This is a genomic window from Variovorax sp. UC74_104 (genome assembly GCF_044055375.1).
Classification (GTDB): domain Bacteria; phylum Pseudomonadota; class Gammaproteobacteria; order Burkholderiales; family Burkholderiaceae_C; genus Variovorax.
On the sequence record NZ_CP171978.1, the window covers coordinates 1,708,558 to 1,723,064 of the forward strand.

The following is a 14,507-nucleotide window of genomic DNA, read 5'->3' on the forward strand; positions in this document are numbered from 1 at the left end:
CACGCGTCGTGCGAGGCGAAAAGACGGGTGGGGCGGCCCGCGTCAGGACGCGCCCTGCTTGCGGCCGCGCAACGCTGCGAATTCGGCCTTGCGCTTGCCGAGGAAAGCGCCGATGCCTTCGGCCGCCTCGGCATCGCCTTGCGACTCGACCATGAACACGGCCTCGGCGTCGAGCTGCTCTTCGAGTGTGGCGCGATGCGCCTGGCGGCACAGCGACTTGATGCGGGCGCTGGCGCGCTCCGGTCCGTTTGCCACCTTGGCCGCGAGCGCGATGGCCTCTGCCAGCGCGGCGCCCTTGTCGGTGAGGCGGTTGACGGCGCCCAGCGCGTGCAGGCGCTCGGCCGGCATGCGGTCGCCGGTGAGGCACATCTCGGTGAGCACCTGGCGCGAGACGAACTCCGACAGGAAGGCCGTGGCGCCACCATCGGGCGTGAGGCCGACCTTGACGTAGGCCACGGTGAAGAAGGCGTCGCGCGCCGACACCAGCATGTCGCAGGCCAGCGCCATCGACAGGCCCGCGCCCGCGGCGCCGCCCTCGACGGCAGCGATCACCGGCTTGCTGCAGTCGCGCAGCGCGCGGATCAGGTTGTTCAGGCCTTCGAGGATCTGGCGGCGTTCCGATGCGGGCAGCTCGCGGCGCTTGGCCAGCAGGTTGAGGTCGCCGCCCGAGCAGAAGAAGTCGCCCCGCGCCGGTGAAGACGATGGCGCCCACTTCAGGGTCGGCCTGCGCGTCGGACAGCGCGGCCGAGAGCTCGGCGTACAGCGTCGGCGTGATCGCGTTGCGCGCGGCGGGGTTGCTGTTGGTGAGGATGCGCACCGCACCGTCCTGCGAGATCAGGATCGTCTTGTTGTCGCTCATTGCGCAAGCTCCTTGCCCAGGGCGATATAGCGCTGCAGGTGATGGTCTTCGTCGCCCAGCTGGTGGTCGATCATCACGAGGCGCTTGGCGTAGTGGGGCAGCGGCAGCTCCCAGGTCATGCCGATGCCGCCGTGCATCTGGATGCTCTCCTGCGCCACCAGCGCGCCGATGCGGCCGATGCTGAACTTGGCGGCCGACAGCGCGCGCTCGCGCGTCAGGCGGTCACCGGTGTCGATGGCGGCTGCGGCGTTGATGACCGCCGAGCGGGCCTGTTCGATCTCCAGCAGCAGGTCGGCCATGCGGTGCTGCAGTGCCTGGAAGCTGCCGATCAGCGTGCCGAACTGCTTGCGCGTGCGCAGGTACTCCAGCGTGGCAGTCTTGGCGGCTTCCATCGCGCCCAGCGCTTCTGCGCACAGCGCGAGCACACCGCGGCCGATGGCGCGTTCCAGCGTGGCATGGCCCCGGCCTTCCGCGCCGAGCAGCGCATCGGCGCCCAGCTTCACGCCGTCGAACGAGAGCTCGGCGACGCGGCCGCCGTCGATGGCGGGGCAGCCGCGCACCGTGAGGCCAGCCGCCTTCGCGGGAACGAGGAAGAGCGAGATGCCCGCTTCGTCGTCCACGTTGCCCGAGGTGCGGGCCGAGACCAGGAACAGGTCGGCCTGTTCGCCCTGCGGCACCACGGCCTTGGCGCCGTGCAGCACCCAGCCATCGCCGCTGCGCTCGGCCTTGGTTGCCACGCGCGTGCGCTCGTAGTGCGAGTCGGCCTCATCGTGCGCGAAGGCAGCGACGACCGCGCCGTTGATGATGTCGCCGAGCTTCTCTTTCTGGGCATCGTTGCCGGCGGTGCTGATCGCCTCGCCGACCATCACCGCGCCCAGCAGCGGCTCGACCACCAGGCCGCGGCCCAGTGCCTCGAAGACCACGGCGATGTCGAAGCCGCCGCCGCCGAAGCCGCCATCGGCCTCGCTGAAGAGGGCACCGATCACGCCCAGCTCTGCGAACTGCTGGAAGATTTCCTTGCTGAACCCGTGCTCCGACTTCGCGATGCGGTCGCGCGCGTCGAAGGCGTACTGCTCGCCGATGAAGCGGTTCAGGCTGTCGGCGAGCATGCGCCGGTCTTCGGTGTGTTCGAAGTTCATTGCATGTCTCCTTACAGACCAAGAATCATCTTGGAGATGATGTTCTTCTGGATTTCGTTGGAGCCGCCGAAGATCGACAGCTTGCGGTTGTTGAAGTAGCGTGAGGCGGCGGCCGATGCGTAGTCAGGGCCGAAGGTCTCGCCGGTGTAGCCGTCCTTCAGCGCTTCCGCGATGAAGGGGCGGCCATAGACGCCCATCGCGCGGCGGGCCAGCGAAGAAATCTCCTGGCGGATCTCGGTGCCGCGGATCTTCAGCATCGAGCTTTCGGCGCCGGGCACGCCGCCGCCGGCCACCGCTGCGATCACGCGCAGGTTGGTGGTCTTCATGTTCTCCAGGTCGATCTCGACGCGGGCCATGCGCGCGGCGAAGGCGGGGTCTTCCGCCAGCGGCTTGCCGTTCTTGGTCTGCGTGGCCGCGATGCCCTTCAGCTGTTCGAGCGCGGCCACCGAGAAGCCCACGCCCGCGATGTTGGTGCGCTCGTAGGTCAGCAGGTACTTGGCGCAGGTCCAGCCCTTGTTCTCCTCGCCCACGAGGTTCTCGGCGGGCACGCGCACGTCGGAGAAGAACACCTCGTTGACCTCGTGCTCGCCGTCGAGCGTGATGATCGGGCGCACTTCCACGCCGGGCGAGGTCATGTCGATCAGCAGGAAACTGATGCCTTCCTGCTTCTTCGCCTCGCGGTTGGTGCGCACCAGGCAGAAGATCATGTTGGCGTGCTGGCCCAGCGTGGTCCAGGTTTTCTGGCCGTTCACGATGAAGTGGTCGCCCTGCGCGTCGATGCCGCGCACGGCCGACGTCTTCACCGCAGCGAGGTCGGAGCCCGCGCCGGGTTCCGAATAGCCCTGGCACCACCAGTCGGCGCCGTTGAGGATGCGCGGCAGCCAGTGCTTCTTCTGCGCCTCGTTGCCGTACTTGATGAGCACCGGGCCGAGCATGTTCACGCCGAAGGGCACGATGCGCGGCGCGAAGGCCAGCGCGCATTCGTTCTCGAAGATGAACTTCTCCACCGCCGTCCAGCCCGGTCCGCCGTACTGCTCGGGCCAGTGGTTGGCGAGCCAGCCGCGCTCGTTGAGGATGGCGTGCCATTGCTGCATGTCGGCCTTCTCGAGGATCTTGCCGCTGCGCACTTTCTCGGAGAGGCGCACCGGCAGCTTCGCGGCCAGGAAGGCGCGCACCTCGCTGCGGAAGGCTTCTTCTTCGGGGGTGAAGTTCAGGTCCATCGCTGGCTCCTCTTCAGTAGATTTCAAAGAGACCGGCAGCGCCCATGCCGCCGGCGATGCACATCGTGACCACCGAGTACTTCGCCCCGCGGCGCTTGCCTTCGATGAGCACGTGGCCCGCCAGGCGCGCGCCGGTCATGCCGAAGGGGTGGCCGATGGAGATCGCGCCGCCGTTCACGTTGAGCAGTTCCGACGGAATGCCCAGCTTGTCCTGGCAGTAGATCGACTGCGAGGCGAAGGCCTCGTTGAGCTCCCACAGGCCGATGTCCTGCACCTTGAGGCCGTGGCGCGCGAGCAGCTTGGGTACCGCGAACACCGGGCCGATGCCCATCTCGTCGGGCTCGCAGCCGGCCACCGCGAGGCCGCGGAAGGCGCCCAGCGGCTTGATGTTGGCGCGCTCGGCATCCTTGGCTTCCATCAGCACGCAGGCCGATGCGCCGTCCGACAGCTGCGAGGCGTTGCCGGCGGTCACGAACTTGTCTTCACCCATCACGGGCTTGAGCTTTGCAAGCGCCTCGTAGGTGGTGCCGCGGCGGTTGCAGTTGTCTTCGGTGGCGGTCACTTCGCGGTAGGTGACTTCCTTCGTCTCCTTGTCGGTGACGGCCATCGTGGTGGTGCAGGCGACGATCTCGTCCTTGTAGCGGCCGGCGATCTGCGCCTCTTCGGTGCGGCGCTGGCTCTCGGCGGAGAAGCGGTCCTGCGCCTCGCGGCTGATGTTGTAGCGCTTGGCGACGATGTCGGCGGTCTCGATCATCGCCATGTACAGCTCGGGCTTGTGCTCGACGATCCACGGGTCCATGCCGCTGTCGCCAGCGTCGGTGGCGCTGCGGGTGCGGATCTGCGAGATGCTTTCCACGCCGCCCGCGATCATGGCCGGCGCGCCGTCCACCACGATGCGGCCCGCGGCCATGGCGATGGCCTGCAGGCCCGAGGCGCAGAAGCGGTTGACCGTGGTGCCGGCGATGGAGATCGGCAGGCCCGCGCGGATGATGGCCTGGCGCGCGATGTTGCGGCCCGTGGTGCCTTCGGGGTAGCCGCAGCCGAGGATGGCGTCCTCGATCAGCGCGGGGTCGAGGCCTGAGCGCTCCACCGCCGCCTTCACGGCGAAGGCGGCCAGCGTGGGGCCGGGGGTGATGTTGAATTCGCCGCGGTGCGCCTTGGTAAGCGGGGTGCGGGCGGTGGAAACGATGACGGCTTCACGCATGGGGGTGTCTCCTGGACGGCTGGCTCTGTCTGTGATTACTCGGATTGGTTGAGGCTCGCGAAGTCGGCGCCGCGCTCGACCAGCTGCACCAGCAGCGGCGAGGGCTTCCAGAAGACCGGGTCTTCCTTCGCGAACTCCTGGATGTCGGCCAGCACCTTGGGCAGGCCCACGGTATCGGCGTACTTCATCGGGCCGCCGCGGTGGCGCGGGAAGCCGTAGCCGTAGAGGAAGGTCACGTCCACGTCGAGCGGGCGCAGCGCGATGCGCTGGAGCACGACGTTGGCGCCCTCGTTGATCATCGCGGCCATGTAGCGGCGCATGATTTCTTCTTCCGTGAAGGCGCGCGGCTTGATGCCGGCGCGCTCGCGCTCGGCGTCGATGATGGCCAGCACCTCGGGGTCGGGCTGGCCGGTGCGGGCGCCCTCGGGGTAGAGGTAGTAGCCGCGCTGCGTCTTCTGGCCGAACCAGCCGCGCTCGCAGATGCGGTCGGCGATCTGCACGTAGCGAGCCTTCGGGTCGCGCGTGGCGGCCTTGCGCTTGCGCGTGGCCCAGCCGATGTCGCCGCCCGCGAGGTCGGACACCTGGAAGGGGCCCATCGGGTAGCCGAAGTTGCGCACGGCGGCGTCGATGTCGTAGGGCGATGCGCCGTCTTCCATCATGTGGTCGGCGGCCTGGCGGTACACGGCCAGGATGCGGTTGCCGATGAAGCCGTCGCACACGCCGGCGCGCACCGGCACCTTCTTGAGCTTCTTCGCGAGCTCGAAGCCGGTGGCGACCACGTCGGCGCTCACCTTGGCGGGCACCACGATCTCCAGCAGCTTCATGATGTTGGCGGGCGAGAAGAAGTGCAGGCCCACCACGTCCTGTGGACGCGAGATGCTGGCGGCGATCTCGTCGATGTCGAGGTACGAGGTGTTGGTGGCCAGCACCGCGCCGCGCTTGCACACGCGGTCGAGCTCGGCGAACACCGCCTTCTTCACGGCCATGTCCTCGAACACGGCTTCCACCACGATGTCGACATTGGCGAGCGCGTCGTAGCTGGTGGAGCCCGAGAAGCGCGCCATGACGCTGCCCTTGGCCTCGGGCGTCATGCGGCCCTTGGCGATGAGGCCGTCGTACACCTTCTCGACGTTGGCGCGGCCGCGCGCGAGCTGCGTGTCGTCGCGCTCGATCATGGTCACGGGCATGCCGGCGTCGAGCATCGCCACCGCGATGCCCGCGCCCATGGTGCCGCCGCCGACGATGCCGGCCGACGCCAGCGCGCGGGGGCTGGCCGACTTGGTTTCGGGGGCCTTCAGCACTTCGCGCTCGGCGAAGAAGGCGTGGATCAGGCCGGCGCGCTGCGGGCTGTCGATGCACTGCAGGAACAGCTTGCGCTCCAGCGCCATGCCTTCGTCGAAGGGCAGCGTGAGCGCGGCTTCCACGGCCTCGACGATCTTCATCGGCGAGAACAGGCCGCGGCTCTTCTTGGCGGTGTCGGCGCGCGCGGCTTCGAGCGCGGCGCGGGCGGCTTCCTTGTCGGCCAGCGCGCCCGCGTCGCGCGTGCGGCGCACGGGGGCCTTGGCGGCGACCAGTTCATTCGCGTAGGCGAGGCCTTCGGCGCGCGCGTCGGCGTCGGTGGCGAGACGATCGACGAGGCCGAGCGACAGCGCTTCCTTCGCGCCCGCATGGCGGCCGCTGAGCATGAGTTCGATGGCGGGCTTCACGCCGATCAGGCGCGGCGCGCGCTGCGTGCCGCCCGAGCCGGGCAGGAGGCCCAGTGCCACTTCGGGCAGGCCCAGCTTGGCGGTCGGCGAGGCGATGCGGTAGTGCGCCGACAGCGCCACTTCCAGCCCGCCGCCGAGCGCGGCGCCGTGGATGGCGGCGACCACCGGCTTCGTGCAGTTCTCGATCTTCAGGCAGGCCTCGGGCAGCGAGGGCGGCTGCGGCGTCTTGCCGAACTCGCGGATGTCGGCACCCGCGATGAAGTTGCGGCCCGCGCCGACGATCAGCACCGCCTTGGCCGCGCTGTCGGCCTCGGCCGCGTCGATGGCGGCCACGAGGCCGCGGCGCACGTCCACGCCCAGGGCGTTGACGGGCGGGTTGTCGATGGTCACCACGAACACGTCGCCTAGACGTTCGAAGGTGACGGGACCGGTGGACGTGGAGGGGCTGGGAGTTGTGGTGGCCATGTGCGTGTCGCTTGTCTCTTGCGTTGCGGACCGGTCGGGTCCGAGGCTCTGGGGTGAACCCAGCATTCTTGGCCTGAGGGACTGCTTTGACAATTGCATAGCCGGTTGACAGACTGTCAAAGGATTTTTGACAAAATAGGCCCATGGACCTCCAGTCGCTCACCCTGTTGGTGGAAATCCTCGACGCCGGCAACCTGAGCGCGGCCGCGCGGCGGCTCAAGATGACCCGCGCCAACGTCAGCTACCACCTGAACCAGCTCGAACGCTCGGTGGGCGCGCAGCTCGTGCGGCGCACCACCCGGCGCGCCGAGCCGACCGAGATCGGCCTGCGCCTGTACCAGCACGGCATCGCCATCCAGGCCGAGCTCCTGGCGGCGCGCGAATCGGTCACCACGCTGGGCCAGGGCCTGCAGGGCCGCGTGCGCCTGAGCGTGCCCAGCGGCTACGGGCAGTTGGTGATGGCCGACTGGCTGATCGACTTCAAGCGCCAGTACCCCGGTATCGTGCTCGACGTGGTGTTCGAGAACCGCATCGAGGACCTGCTGCGCGACGAAGTCGACATCGCCATCCGCGTGATTCCCGAGCCGCCGCAGAACCTGGTGGCGCGCGCGATGGGGCCGGTGCGCTACGTGGCCTGCGCGTCGAGCGAGTACGCCGCGAAGAACCCGCTGCCGGTGCAGCTCGACGCACTGCAGGGCGCGCCGGTGGTCACGGCCGCCGTCATCGGCCGGCAGCTGCGCGTGTCGGCCTACCAGGGCGAGACGCGCAGGGAAGTGATCCTGGAGCCCACGCTGATCTCCGAGAACTTCCTGTTCCTGCGCCAGGCCATCCTCGCCGGCCTGGGCATTGGCCTCGTGCCCGACTACGTGGTGCAGGAAGACGTGCGCCGCGGCGACGTGGTGACCACGCTCGACGACTGGCGCCTGTCGATCTTCGGCACGCAGATGTTCATGCTCTACATGCCCAACCGCCAGCACACGCGGGCGATCCGGACCTTCATCGATTTCGTGCTGGAGCGGGTGCGGGGGCCGGGCTACGAAGGCACCGACGTGAAATAGATCAAGAGGGCTGCCCCGCCGATCAGGAGCCAGGTGAGAAAGCCCACGATGCTGCCCAGGCCTGCGCTGATGACAATGCGTCCACTGGGCGCCCGGATCCACCTGTCGGCCATCGCCTCGACGCCTTCTTCGTGCCGCTCGACGACCACGTGCCCCAGCGTGGCGACCGGAACGACGACAAACCCGGTGATGTAGCCGATCAGGTGTATCGCAGCCTCTGCGATGGGCTGCAGTACCAGTTGGATCAGCGCTTCGGCAAGGCCTTCAAGAAGCATCGGTTCTTTTCGGCAAACGCAACCTCGCAAACTACGGATCAACTCGGCGCAGCGTCGGTAGCTACTGCTGCCGGCGGTCGGTTCCCGTGCTCTCGTAATACCGCGACTTGTCCTCGTACATCGCCCGGTCGGCTCGCTGCAGCGCGGCTTCCAGCGGCTCGTCGCCGTGGCAGGTCGCAAGGCCGATGGCCAGGCTCAGCGCGTGGCCGCTCTGGCCGGCGTGGAACTGGTTGTTCATTTCCAGCAGCGTGAGGATGCGCTCGCGCATGGCCTCCGCGCCGCGTTCGTCGGTCATGGGCAGCAGCACCGCGAATTCGTCGCCGCCGATGCGCGCGGGCCAGGCGGGCAGGTCGACGGCCTTGTCGAGCACCTCGCCCATGCGGCGCAGCAGGGTGTCGCCGGCGGCGTGGCCTTCCTGGTCGTTGACCTGCTTCAGGCCGTTGAGGTCGATGGCCACGATCGACACCGGCCACGGGCCCTTGCGCGAGAGGCGGTTGAGCTCCTCGGTGTAGTAGGTGCGGTTGCACAGCTGCGTGAGCACGTCGTGCTTGCCGAGGTATTCGAGATACGCCTCGGCCTTCTTGCGCGCAGTGATGTCGACGAGCGACACCAGCACCAGGTCCCAGGTGTCGAGCCGGTCGTCCTGCACCGCGAACTGCATGTGGATGTTGAGCACCTCGCCCGACAGCGAGTAGTTGAGCACCTCGCGGTGTTGCACGGTCTTGCCGTTCCACAGGTCCTGCAGCTGCTCGGCGAACGATTCGCGCATCTCGTCGCGGAAGATGCGCGGCAGGTTGCCCAGCAGCGTCTGCAGGTCGGGCGCGCCGAACATGCGCAGCGTCTCGTGGTTAACGTCGATGACGCGGATCTCCTGCATGCAGCGCGTGACGAAGTCGGGGTGCACCTTGATGAAGGTGGCGAAGTCGGTGATGCCGCGCGCGCGCAGCGTCTCCATCAGCGAGCGCACCGCGCTGAAGTCTTCCACCCACAGCGACACCGGAGAGCGGTCGAACAGGCTGCGTGCGTAGATGGCGCTCTCGTCGCGCAGGCGCTGCGCGGCCACGCGCTCGGTGACGTCGTCGAGCGCCACGAGCACGCGGCTCCAGCTGTCTTCGTAGCCGGGCAGCACGCGGGCACGCACGCGCACGTCGAGCCGGCGGCCGTCGAGCGCGTAGTTGACGGTCTCGCTCTCGAAGCTGAGTTGGCCGCGCCAGAGCTGGTCGAGCTCGTGCACCACGGTGGCCGACATGTCGCCGCGGAACACGCGGTCGAGCGCGCCCAGCAGGGTCTGCTCGCTGTCGGCGCCGAAGAGCTTGAGCGTGTGCTGGTTGACCCGCAGCACCTTCAGCAGCGCCATGCAGTCGCTGATCCGCTGTGGATCGGCCTGCAGGTGCGCCACCAGGTCGGTGATGCCCTCGGCGCGCCAGCCGTCGAGCTTGCGCTTGAGGTCGCCGTAGTCCTCGATCCAGAGGGAGACCGGCGCCAGGTCGAACATGGCGTCGAGGTCGCCGGCGGCGGAGGGTGGAACCGGCGTGGAGCCGGAGGTGGCGGCGGGCAGGGCCATCGATGGAGCTTTCGTGGAAGAGGCTGCAGCCATTGCTGGCGGATGCCGGCGGAACGAGGTCTTAATTATTAACTGTTGCCTATCCGGGCCGTTCCGGCTCAGCGGCTGTAGAGGCCGACCACGCTCTGGCCGCCCAGCGCGCGGCCCTTGAGCGCGGCCAGCAGCGCGTCGCGGCCCAGGCCGGCCGGCAGGCTGCCCGGCGCGACCTCGGTGGCGATCACGGTCACCACGTAGTGGTGCGGCCGGTCGCCCGCCGGCGGGCACATGCCGCGGTAGGCGGGCGTGCCAGCCACGTTCGGGCCCATGGTGAAGTCGAAGTTCGAACCCGCCGCTCCTTCGCCTGCCTTGAGCTCGCCGCGCTCGGCCGCGATGTTGTAGGCCACCCAGTGCGACACGCCCAGGCCGGCCGCACCGTCCGGGTCGAACACAAGCACCGCGACCGACTTCGTCTTGGCCGGCAGGTTGCTCCAGGCCACCGGCGGCGAGATGTTCTTGCCGCCGCAGTCGCCAACGCCCGCGTGTTCGGCCGGAATGGTGCCGTTGTCGCTGAACGCGCTGGACGTGACCTTCATGCCGGTGGAGCCCTTGCCCACGGGCGAGGACATGCCCGCGCAGCCCGCCAGGAGGCCGGCCAGGGCGAGCGCCGCGACCGGCAGGGTCATATGCGGGAGAGTGCGGAATCGGTTGATGCAGTTGCGCATGTCTTCTTTCTCCTGGATGGTTGTCCTGTTCTGGCTTGTCTTCTCTTCTCTTCAGCCGGCGGCGCCGGCCCACACGCTGCCGTCGGCCTTCTCGTGCACGGCCACCGGCGTGAGGCGCGCGCCGCGGCAGGGGCCGCCGACGCACTTGCCGGTGTCGGGCTCGAAGATGGCACCGTGCCGCGCGCACATCAGGAAGCGGCCTGAACTTTCCAGCACCTGGCCTTCGAAATCAAGCGGGCCGCCCGCATGGGGGCACTGGTTGAGGTAGCCGTACACGCCGCCTTGCCAGCGCACGGCGAAGGCCCGGGCGCCGTCGGGCGCGGTGAAGATGGCGGCCAGGCCGCCTTCGGCCAGTGCCGGGGCGATCGGGTGGGGCTCGGTCGTATTCATGCCGGTGCGTGCATTCGTCGTTGTCGTCGTTTGCGAAGCGAACAGTATCTCCTGCGCGCCGGTGTCGGGCAGTCTGCCCGGCCGATCTCGCGTAGGCGAACGGCACGCTTTCTGCTGCAATGGCCGGATGAACGATGTTTCCCCGACCGCCGCCGAGGTGCTGGTGGCGCAGCCGCTGACCTCCGAAGCCTTCGCGCCCTACGGCACCGTGATCGCCGCTCCTGCCGGCGAAGGCAGGCCCATCAACGGCGGCAATGCGCAACGCTTCGACCTGCTCGACGACCTGCAGCTCGCCGCCGAAGGCGGCAGGCCGATGCTGGCGCTGTTCCGAGCGCAGGCACGGCGCTTTCCTCATGAGGTGTCGGAGATGGAGCGCCACGCGCTGGGTAGCCAGACCTTCATGCCGCTGGGCGACAGGCGCTTCGTGATCGTGGTAGCCCGCGCGGGCGAAGCACCCACATCGGCTCGACAGCTCGCGGCCTTCGTCACCGACGGGCGCCAGGGCGTGGTGCTCGCGCCCGGCACCTGGCATCACGCGCTGCTGGCGGTGGATGCGGGCGACTTCGCGGTGATCGAGCGCGCGGGCAGCGGCGGTGTCGACTGCGACGTCTGCCAGCTGCGGGAGCCGGGCAGCGTGCGGCTCTGAGGCTTTCGGCCTTAGTCAGCCCGCGATGCGCTGCGCCAGCGCGACAAGCGACCGGTCCGACCCCGCCGGCCCGAGCAGCGAGATGCCCAGCGGCGCCCCATCGCGCGCAGCCAGCGGCATCGACAGCTGCGGAAAGCCCGCCAGCCCCGCGATGCACAGCATGCGGATCGCGCGGTTGCGGTAGTCCTTCAGCGCTGCCTCGCTGTCGCTGCGCAGCGGGGCGATGTCGGGCATGGTCGGCATCAGCAGGACGCCGTCGCTGTCGAGCAGTGAAGCCAAGTGCGTGCGGAACGCGGTGCGGAAGGCGCGCGCCGCATTCACCTGCGCGTCGGTGACTTCGCGCGACCATGCGAAGCGCTCGGCCACGCCCGGCCCCAGCGGCGGGGCGTAGCGTTCGATGAGCGGGCCGTCGGTGAGCCAGGCTTCGCGCGATTGCAGGTAGCGGAAGTTCCAGTACATGGTGTCGAAGGACTCCATCGCCACCTCGATGCCCCTGGCGGGACCGAGCGCGCCCTGCACGCGGTCGGCCGCGCCCTCCAGCGCGTCGGCCGCCGCCGGCACGGCCAGCGCCCAGACGTCGTCGGGACGCAGCAGCCGCACGCGATCGGGCAGCGGTTCGGCATCGGCGCCCAGCAGCACGTCGGCCACGCGCGCGAAGGTGCCGATGTCGCGCGCGAACCAGCCGCAAGTGTCGAAGCTGGGCGCGAGGTCGAGCGCGCCTTCGAGGCTCACTCGGCCGTGCGTGGGACGCAGCCCGTACAGGCCGCAGTGATTGGCCGGCGCGCGCACCGAGCCGCCGGTGTCGGTGCCCAGCGCGAAGTCACACAGATGCGACGACACGGCCGATGCCGAGCCCGACGAACTGCCGCCGGTGATGCGGTCTTTGGCGGCGCCGTTGATGGGCGCGCCGAAGTGCGCGTTGTTGCCGTTCATCGAGAACGCGAGCTCGTCGGTCACCGTCTTGCCGGCGAAGCGCGCGCCGGCATCGAGCAGCTTCTGCACGGTGGGCGCGGTGCGCGTCTTGATGCCCGACATCGCCAGCACGATGGGGTTGCCGCCGCCCGTGGGGTAGCCGGCCACGTCGAACAGGTCTTTCGCGGCAAAGCTCAGGTCCGCCAGCGGACCGGTCGTCGCGCGGGCCACTGGCGCATCAGGGTACGGAACGAAGGCGTGGGCGGGGTCGTGCAGGGGCATGGCGATGGAGGATGGGCGAAGGGTCTTGGAGGTTGTCAGGCGACGAGCACCGGCGCAATGGCCGCGGCCGCGTCGGTGTGGATGCAGCGCGCGCGGTGGTTCGGGCAAGCTCGACCACCGGCGGCTGCGCCGCGCGGCAGGCGTCGCCCGCGAGCGCGCAGCGTTCGGCGAAGGCGCAGCCGGGCGGCAGCGCCGAGAGGTCGGGCGGCGCGCCGCCGATGGTCTCCAGCCGCGTACCGCGCGCCAGCGCGCCGTGCGCACGGCTCTTGAGCAGCGCGATGGTGTACGGATGGCGCGGCGAGCGGATCAGCTCGCGCGCAGTGCCTTCCTCGACGATGCGCCCCGCGTACATCACGGCGATGCGGTCGGCCACCTCCACCGCGGCGCCGATGTCGTGCGTGACGAAGATCACCGAGAGGCCCAGGTCGCGCTGCAGTTCGCGCAGCAGCAGCAGGATCTGGATCTGCACCGTGGCGTCGAGCGCAGTGGTGGGCTCGTCGGCCAGCAGCAGCTGGGGCTTGCAGGCGAGCGCCAGCGCGATCATGGCGCGCTGGCGCATGCCGCCCGACATCTCGTGCGGATAGGCCTGCAGGCGACGCTCGGGGCTGGGAATGCGAACGCGCTCGAACAGCGCCAGCGCGCGTTGCTGTGCCTCGGCATGGGTGACGGACTCATGCCGCCGGATCGACTCGACGATCTGCGCGCCCACCGAGTACACCGGGTCGAGCGCCAGCAGCGGCTCCTGGAAGATCATCGAGGCGACCTTGCCGCGGAAATCGGCCAGCTCGCGCTGCGACATGGCGAGCACGTCGCGGCCGGCCACCTGCACCGTGCCGCCCATGCGGGTGCGGCGCTCGGGGTGCAGGCGCAGCAGGGTGCGCATGGTCACGCTCTTGCCGGAGCCCGACTCGCCGATCAGCGCGACGACCTCGCCGCGCTTCACTTCGAGGCTCACGCCGCTGACGGCATGCACCGGCTTGCGGCCGCCGTCGAAGGTGACGCTGAGGTCGCGCAGGCGGACCATCGGTTCGTCGCTGCTCATGCTGCTTTCCTCGGGGTTTCGATGGCCATCGGGTGTCCGCTGCCCGGCTCGTGGATCAGGCAGCTCACCGCATGTTGCGAACCGGTGGCGATGCGCTCGGGCACGACCCTGGCGCACACCGGCGCGGCCAGCGCGCAGCGCGGATGAAATCGGCAGCCCGAGGGCGGGTTGATCGGGTTCGGCGGATCGCCCGCGAGCGCCGCCTCCTCGGTGCGGTGGTCGGGGTCCATCGAAGGCATGGAGGACAGCAGCGCGCGCGTGTAGGGATGCGCGGGCTGGTCGTACAGCGCGTCGGCCGGGCCGATCTCGGCCACCTGGCCCAGGTACATCACCATGACGCGGTCGCTCACGTAGCGCACCACGTTGAGGTCGTGGCTGATGAATACGTAGGTCAGGCCGAACTCGGCCTTCAGGTCGAGCAGCAGGTTGATGACCTGCGCCTCCACCGACTTGTCGAGCGCGGAGACGGCCTCGTCGAGGATCACCATGCGCGGCTGCAGCGCCAGCGCCCGGGCGATGTTCACGCGCTGCCGCTGGCCGCCCGAGAGCTCGTGCGGATAGCGTTCGGCAAAGCGCTGGGGCGACAGGCCCACGCGGCCGAGCAGGTCGCGCGCCCGCGCCACCGATTCGCGCCGCGGCACGCCGTGCACCTGCGGCCCGAAGGCGATCGAGTCCTCGATGGTCAGGCGCGGGTTCAGCGAGGCGTAGCTGTCCTGGAACACCATCTGCACCTGGCGGCGGAACTCCTTCAGCGGCAGGTCGCGGCCGCCGACCTCGCGGCCGTCGAACACCACTTCGCCGCGCGTGGGTTCGATCAGCTGCATCAGCAGGCGCGCGGTGGTCGACTTGCCGCAGCCGGACTCGCCGACCACGCCGAGCGTCTCGCCCTTGAGCACCTCGAAGTCCACGCCGTCGACCGCGCGCACCACGCCGCCGCCACGGCCGAGCGGGTCTTTCTTCAGCGGGAAATGCTTGACCAGGCCATTGATCGTCAGCAGGGGCTGGGCCGGTCCGCCGATGTCTTCGAGTGCGTCCATTGCCATG

General features: G+C 69.3%; 12 protein-coding genes and 2 pseudogenes. 2 read left to right on the forward strand and 12 right to left on the reverse strand.

The features are described 5' to 3' along the window. Positions 1-42: 42 nt before the first annotated feature. The 5 genes and pseudogenes from ACHMXA_RS07980 to ACHMXA_RS08000 all read right to left on the reverse strand — a co-directional run bounded on the left by ACHMXA_RS07980 (position 43) and on the right by ACHMXA_RS08000 (position 6,593). A pseudogene (locus ACHMXA_RS07980) lies at positions 43-859 on the reverse strand (oxepin-CoA hydrolase, alternative type). Then, positions 856-1,998, reverse strand: coding sequence for an acyl-CoA dehydrogenase family protein (locus ACHMXA_RS07985; RefSeq protein WP_395319907.1), 1,143 nt, complete (start codon positions 1,996-1,998; stop codon positions 856-858). Before ACHMXA_RS07985 ends, ACHMXA_RS07980 begins: the two are co-directional and overlap by 4 nt. A gap of 11 nt (positions 1,999-2,009) precedes the next feature. Next, on the reverse strand, positions 2,010-3,218 hold the full coding sequence (locus ACHMXA_RS07990) for an acyl-CoA dehydrogenase family protein (protein WP_395319909.1): 1,209 nt from the start codon (positions 3,216-3,218) through the stop codon (positions 2,010-2,012). 13 nt (positions 3,219-3,231) lie between these two features. Next, the gene (locus ACHMXA_RS07995; RefSeq protein WP_395319911.1) at positions 3,232-4,422 is read right to left on the reverse strand and encodes an acetyl-CoA C-acyltransferase; all 1,191 of its coding nucleotides are present in this window, start codon (positions 4,420-4,422) and stop codon (positions 3,232-3,234) included. Positions 4,423-4,457: 35 nt separating this feature from the next. Continuing rightward, a complete protein-coding gene (locus tag ACHMXA_RS08000) occupies positions 4,458-6,593 on the reverse strand; it encodes a 3-hydroxyacyl-CoA dehydrogenase NAD-binding domain-containing protein (protein ID WP_395319913.1) in 2,136 nt (711 codons plus the stop codon). Between the two features lie 143 nt (positions 6,594-6,736). Between ACHMXA_RS08000 and ACHMXA_RS08005 the strand changes: the two genes are divergently transcribed. Continuing rightward, entirely contained in the window at positions 6,737-7,651 is a 915-nt protein-coding gene (locus ACHMXA_RS08005) for a LysR family transcriptional regulator (RefSeq protein WP_395319915.1), read from the forward strand. Here the strand turns inward: ACHMXA_RS08005 and ACHMXA_RS08010 are convergent. The 4 genes from ACHMXA_RS08010 to ACHMXA_RS08025 all read right to left on the reverse strand — a co-directional run bounded on the left by ACHMXA_RS08010 (position 7,627) and on the right by ACHMXA_RS08025 (position 10,581). Then, complete coding sequence (locus tag ACHMXA_RS08010; protein WP_395319917.1) at positions 7,627-7,926, reverse strand: hypothetical protein; 300 nt, start codon at positions 7,924-7,926, stop codon at positions 7,627-7,629. The two genes, ACHMXA_RS08005 and ACHMXA_RS08010, sit on opposite strands and share 25 nt — an antisense overlap. Positions 7,927-7,987: 61 nt before the next feature. Beyond that, the gene (locus ACHMXA_RS08015) at positions 7,988-9,490 is read right to left on the reverse strand and encodes a diguanylate cyclase domain-containing protein (protein WP_395319919.1); all 1,503 of its coding nucleotides are present in this window, start codon (positions 9,488-9,490) and stop codon (positions 7,988-7,990) included. A gap of 98 nt (positions 9,491-9,588) precedes the next feature. Further along, positions 9,589-10,152: a YbhB/YbcL family Raf kinase inhibitor-like protein gene (locus ACHMXA_RS08020; protein ID WP_395319921.1), complete on the reverse strand. Its 564-nt coding sequence runs from the start codon at positions 10,150-10,152 to the stop codon at positions 9,589-9,591. A 90-nt stretch (positions 10,153-10,242) separates the two neighbouring features. After that, complete coding sequence (locus tag ACHMXA_RS08025) at positions 10,243-10,581, reverse strand: Rieske (2Fe-2S) protein (protein ID WP_395319923.1); 339 nt, start codon at positions 10,579-10,581, stop codon at positions 10,243-10,245. 127 nt (positions 10,582-10,708) lie between these two features. Here ACHMXA_RS08025 and ACHMXA_RS08030 point away from each other — a divergent pair, with 127 nt between their 5' ends. Then, entirely contained in the window at positions 10,709-11,227 is a 519-nt protein-coding gene (locus tag ACHMXA_RS08030; RefSeq protein ID WP_395319925.1) for an ureidoglycolate lyase, read from the forward strand. Positions 11,228-11,242: 15 nt separating this feature from the next. Here ACHMXA_RS08030 and ACHMXA_RS08035 read toward each other — a convergent pair whose 3' ends face one another. From ACHMXA_RS08035 to ACHMXA_RS08045, 3 genes and pseudogenes are all read right to left on the reverse strand, one after another. Next, the gene (locus ACHMXA_RS08035) at positions 11,243-12,421 is read right to left on the reverse strand and encodes an amidase (RefSeq protein WP_395319927.1); all 1,179 of its coding nucleotides are present in this window, start codon (positions 12,419-12,421) and stop codon (positions 11,243-11,245) included. 35 nt (positions 12,422-12,456) lie between these two features. Continuing rightward, positions 12,457-13,445 (reverse strand): annotated as a pseudogene (locus ACHMXA_RS08040) (ABC transporter ATP-binding protein). A gap of 14 nt (positions 13,446-13,459) precedes the next feature. Continuing rightward, positions 13,460-14,500 carry an ABC transporter ATP-binding protein gene (locus ACHMXA_RS08045; RefSeq protein WP_176667900.1) on the reverse strand — a complete coding sequence of 347 codons (1,041 nt, stop codon included), beginning with the start codon at positions 14,498-14,500 and terminating at the stop codon, positions 13,460-13,462. Positions 14,501-14,507: the final 7 nt, after the last annotated feature.

What these genes read in the sequence shown, in the direction of transcription:
- ACHMXA_RS07985 (WP_395319907.1), bottom strand. Translation starts at nt 1,998, where the DNA reads ATGAACTTCGAACACACCGAAGACCGGCGCATGCTCGCCGACAGCCTG.
- ACHMXA_RS07990 (WP_395319909.1), bottom strand. Translation starts at nt 3,218, where the DNA reads ATGGACCTGAACTTCACCCCCGAAGAAGAAGCCTTCCGCAGCGAGGTG.
- ACHMXA_RS07995 (WP_395319911.1), bottom strand. Translation starts at nt 4,422, where the DNA reads ATGCGTGAAGCCGTCATCGTTTCCACCGCCCGCACCCCGCTTACCAAG.
- ACHMXA_RS08000 (WP_395319913.1), bottom strand. Translation starts at nt 6,593, where the DNA reads ATGGCCACCACAACTCCCAGCCCCTCCACGTCCACCGGTCCCGTCACC.
- ACHMXA_RS08005 (WP_395319915.1), top strand. Translation starts at nt 6,737, where the DNA reads ATGGACCTCCAGTCGCTCACCCTGTTGGTGGAAATCCTCGACGCCGGC.
- ACHMXA_RS08010 (WP_395319917.1), bottom strand. Translation starts at nt 7,926, where the DNA reads ATGCTTCTTGAAGGCCTTGCCGAAGCGCTGATCCAACTGGTACTGCAG.
- ACHMXA_RS08015 (WP_395319919.1), bottom strand. Translation starts at nt 9,490, where the DNA reads ATGGCCCTGCCCGCCGCCACCTCCGGCTCCACGCCGGTTCCACCCTCC.
- ACHMXA_RS08020 (WP_395319921.1), bottom strand. Translation starts at nt 10,152, where the DNA reads ATGACCCTGCCGGTCGCGGCGCTCGCCCTGGCCGGCCTCCTGGCGGGC.
- ACHMXA_RS08025 (WP_395319923.1), bottom strand. Translation starts at nt 10,581, where the DNA reads ATGAATACGACCGAGCCCCACCCGATCGCCCCGGCACTGGCCGAAGGC.
- ACHMXA_RS08030 (WP_395319925.1), top strand. Translation starts at nt 10,709, where the DNA reads ATGAACGATGTTTCCCCGACCGCCGCCGAGGTGCTGGTGGCGCAGCCG.
- ACHMXA_RS08035 (WP_395319927.1), bottom strand. Translation starts at nt 12,421, where the DNA reads ATGCCCCTGCACGACCCCGCCCACGCCTTCGTTCCGTACCCTGATGCG.
- ACHMXA_RS08045 (WP_176667900.1), bottom strand. Translation starts at nt 14,500, where the DNA reads ATGGACGCACTCGAAGACATCGGCGGACCGGCCCAGCCCCTGCTGACG.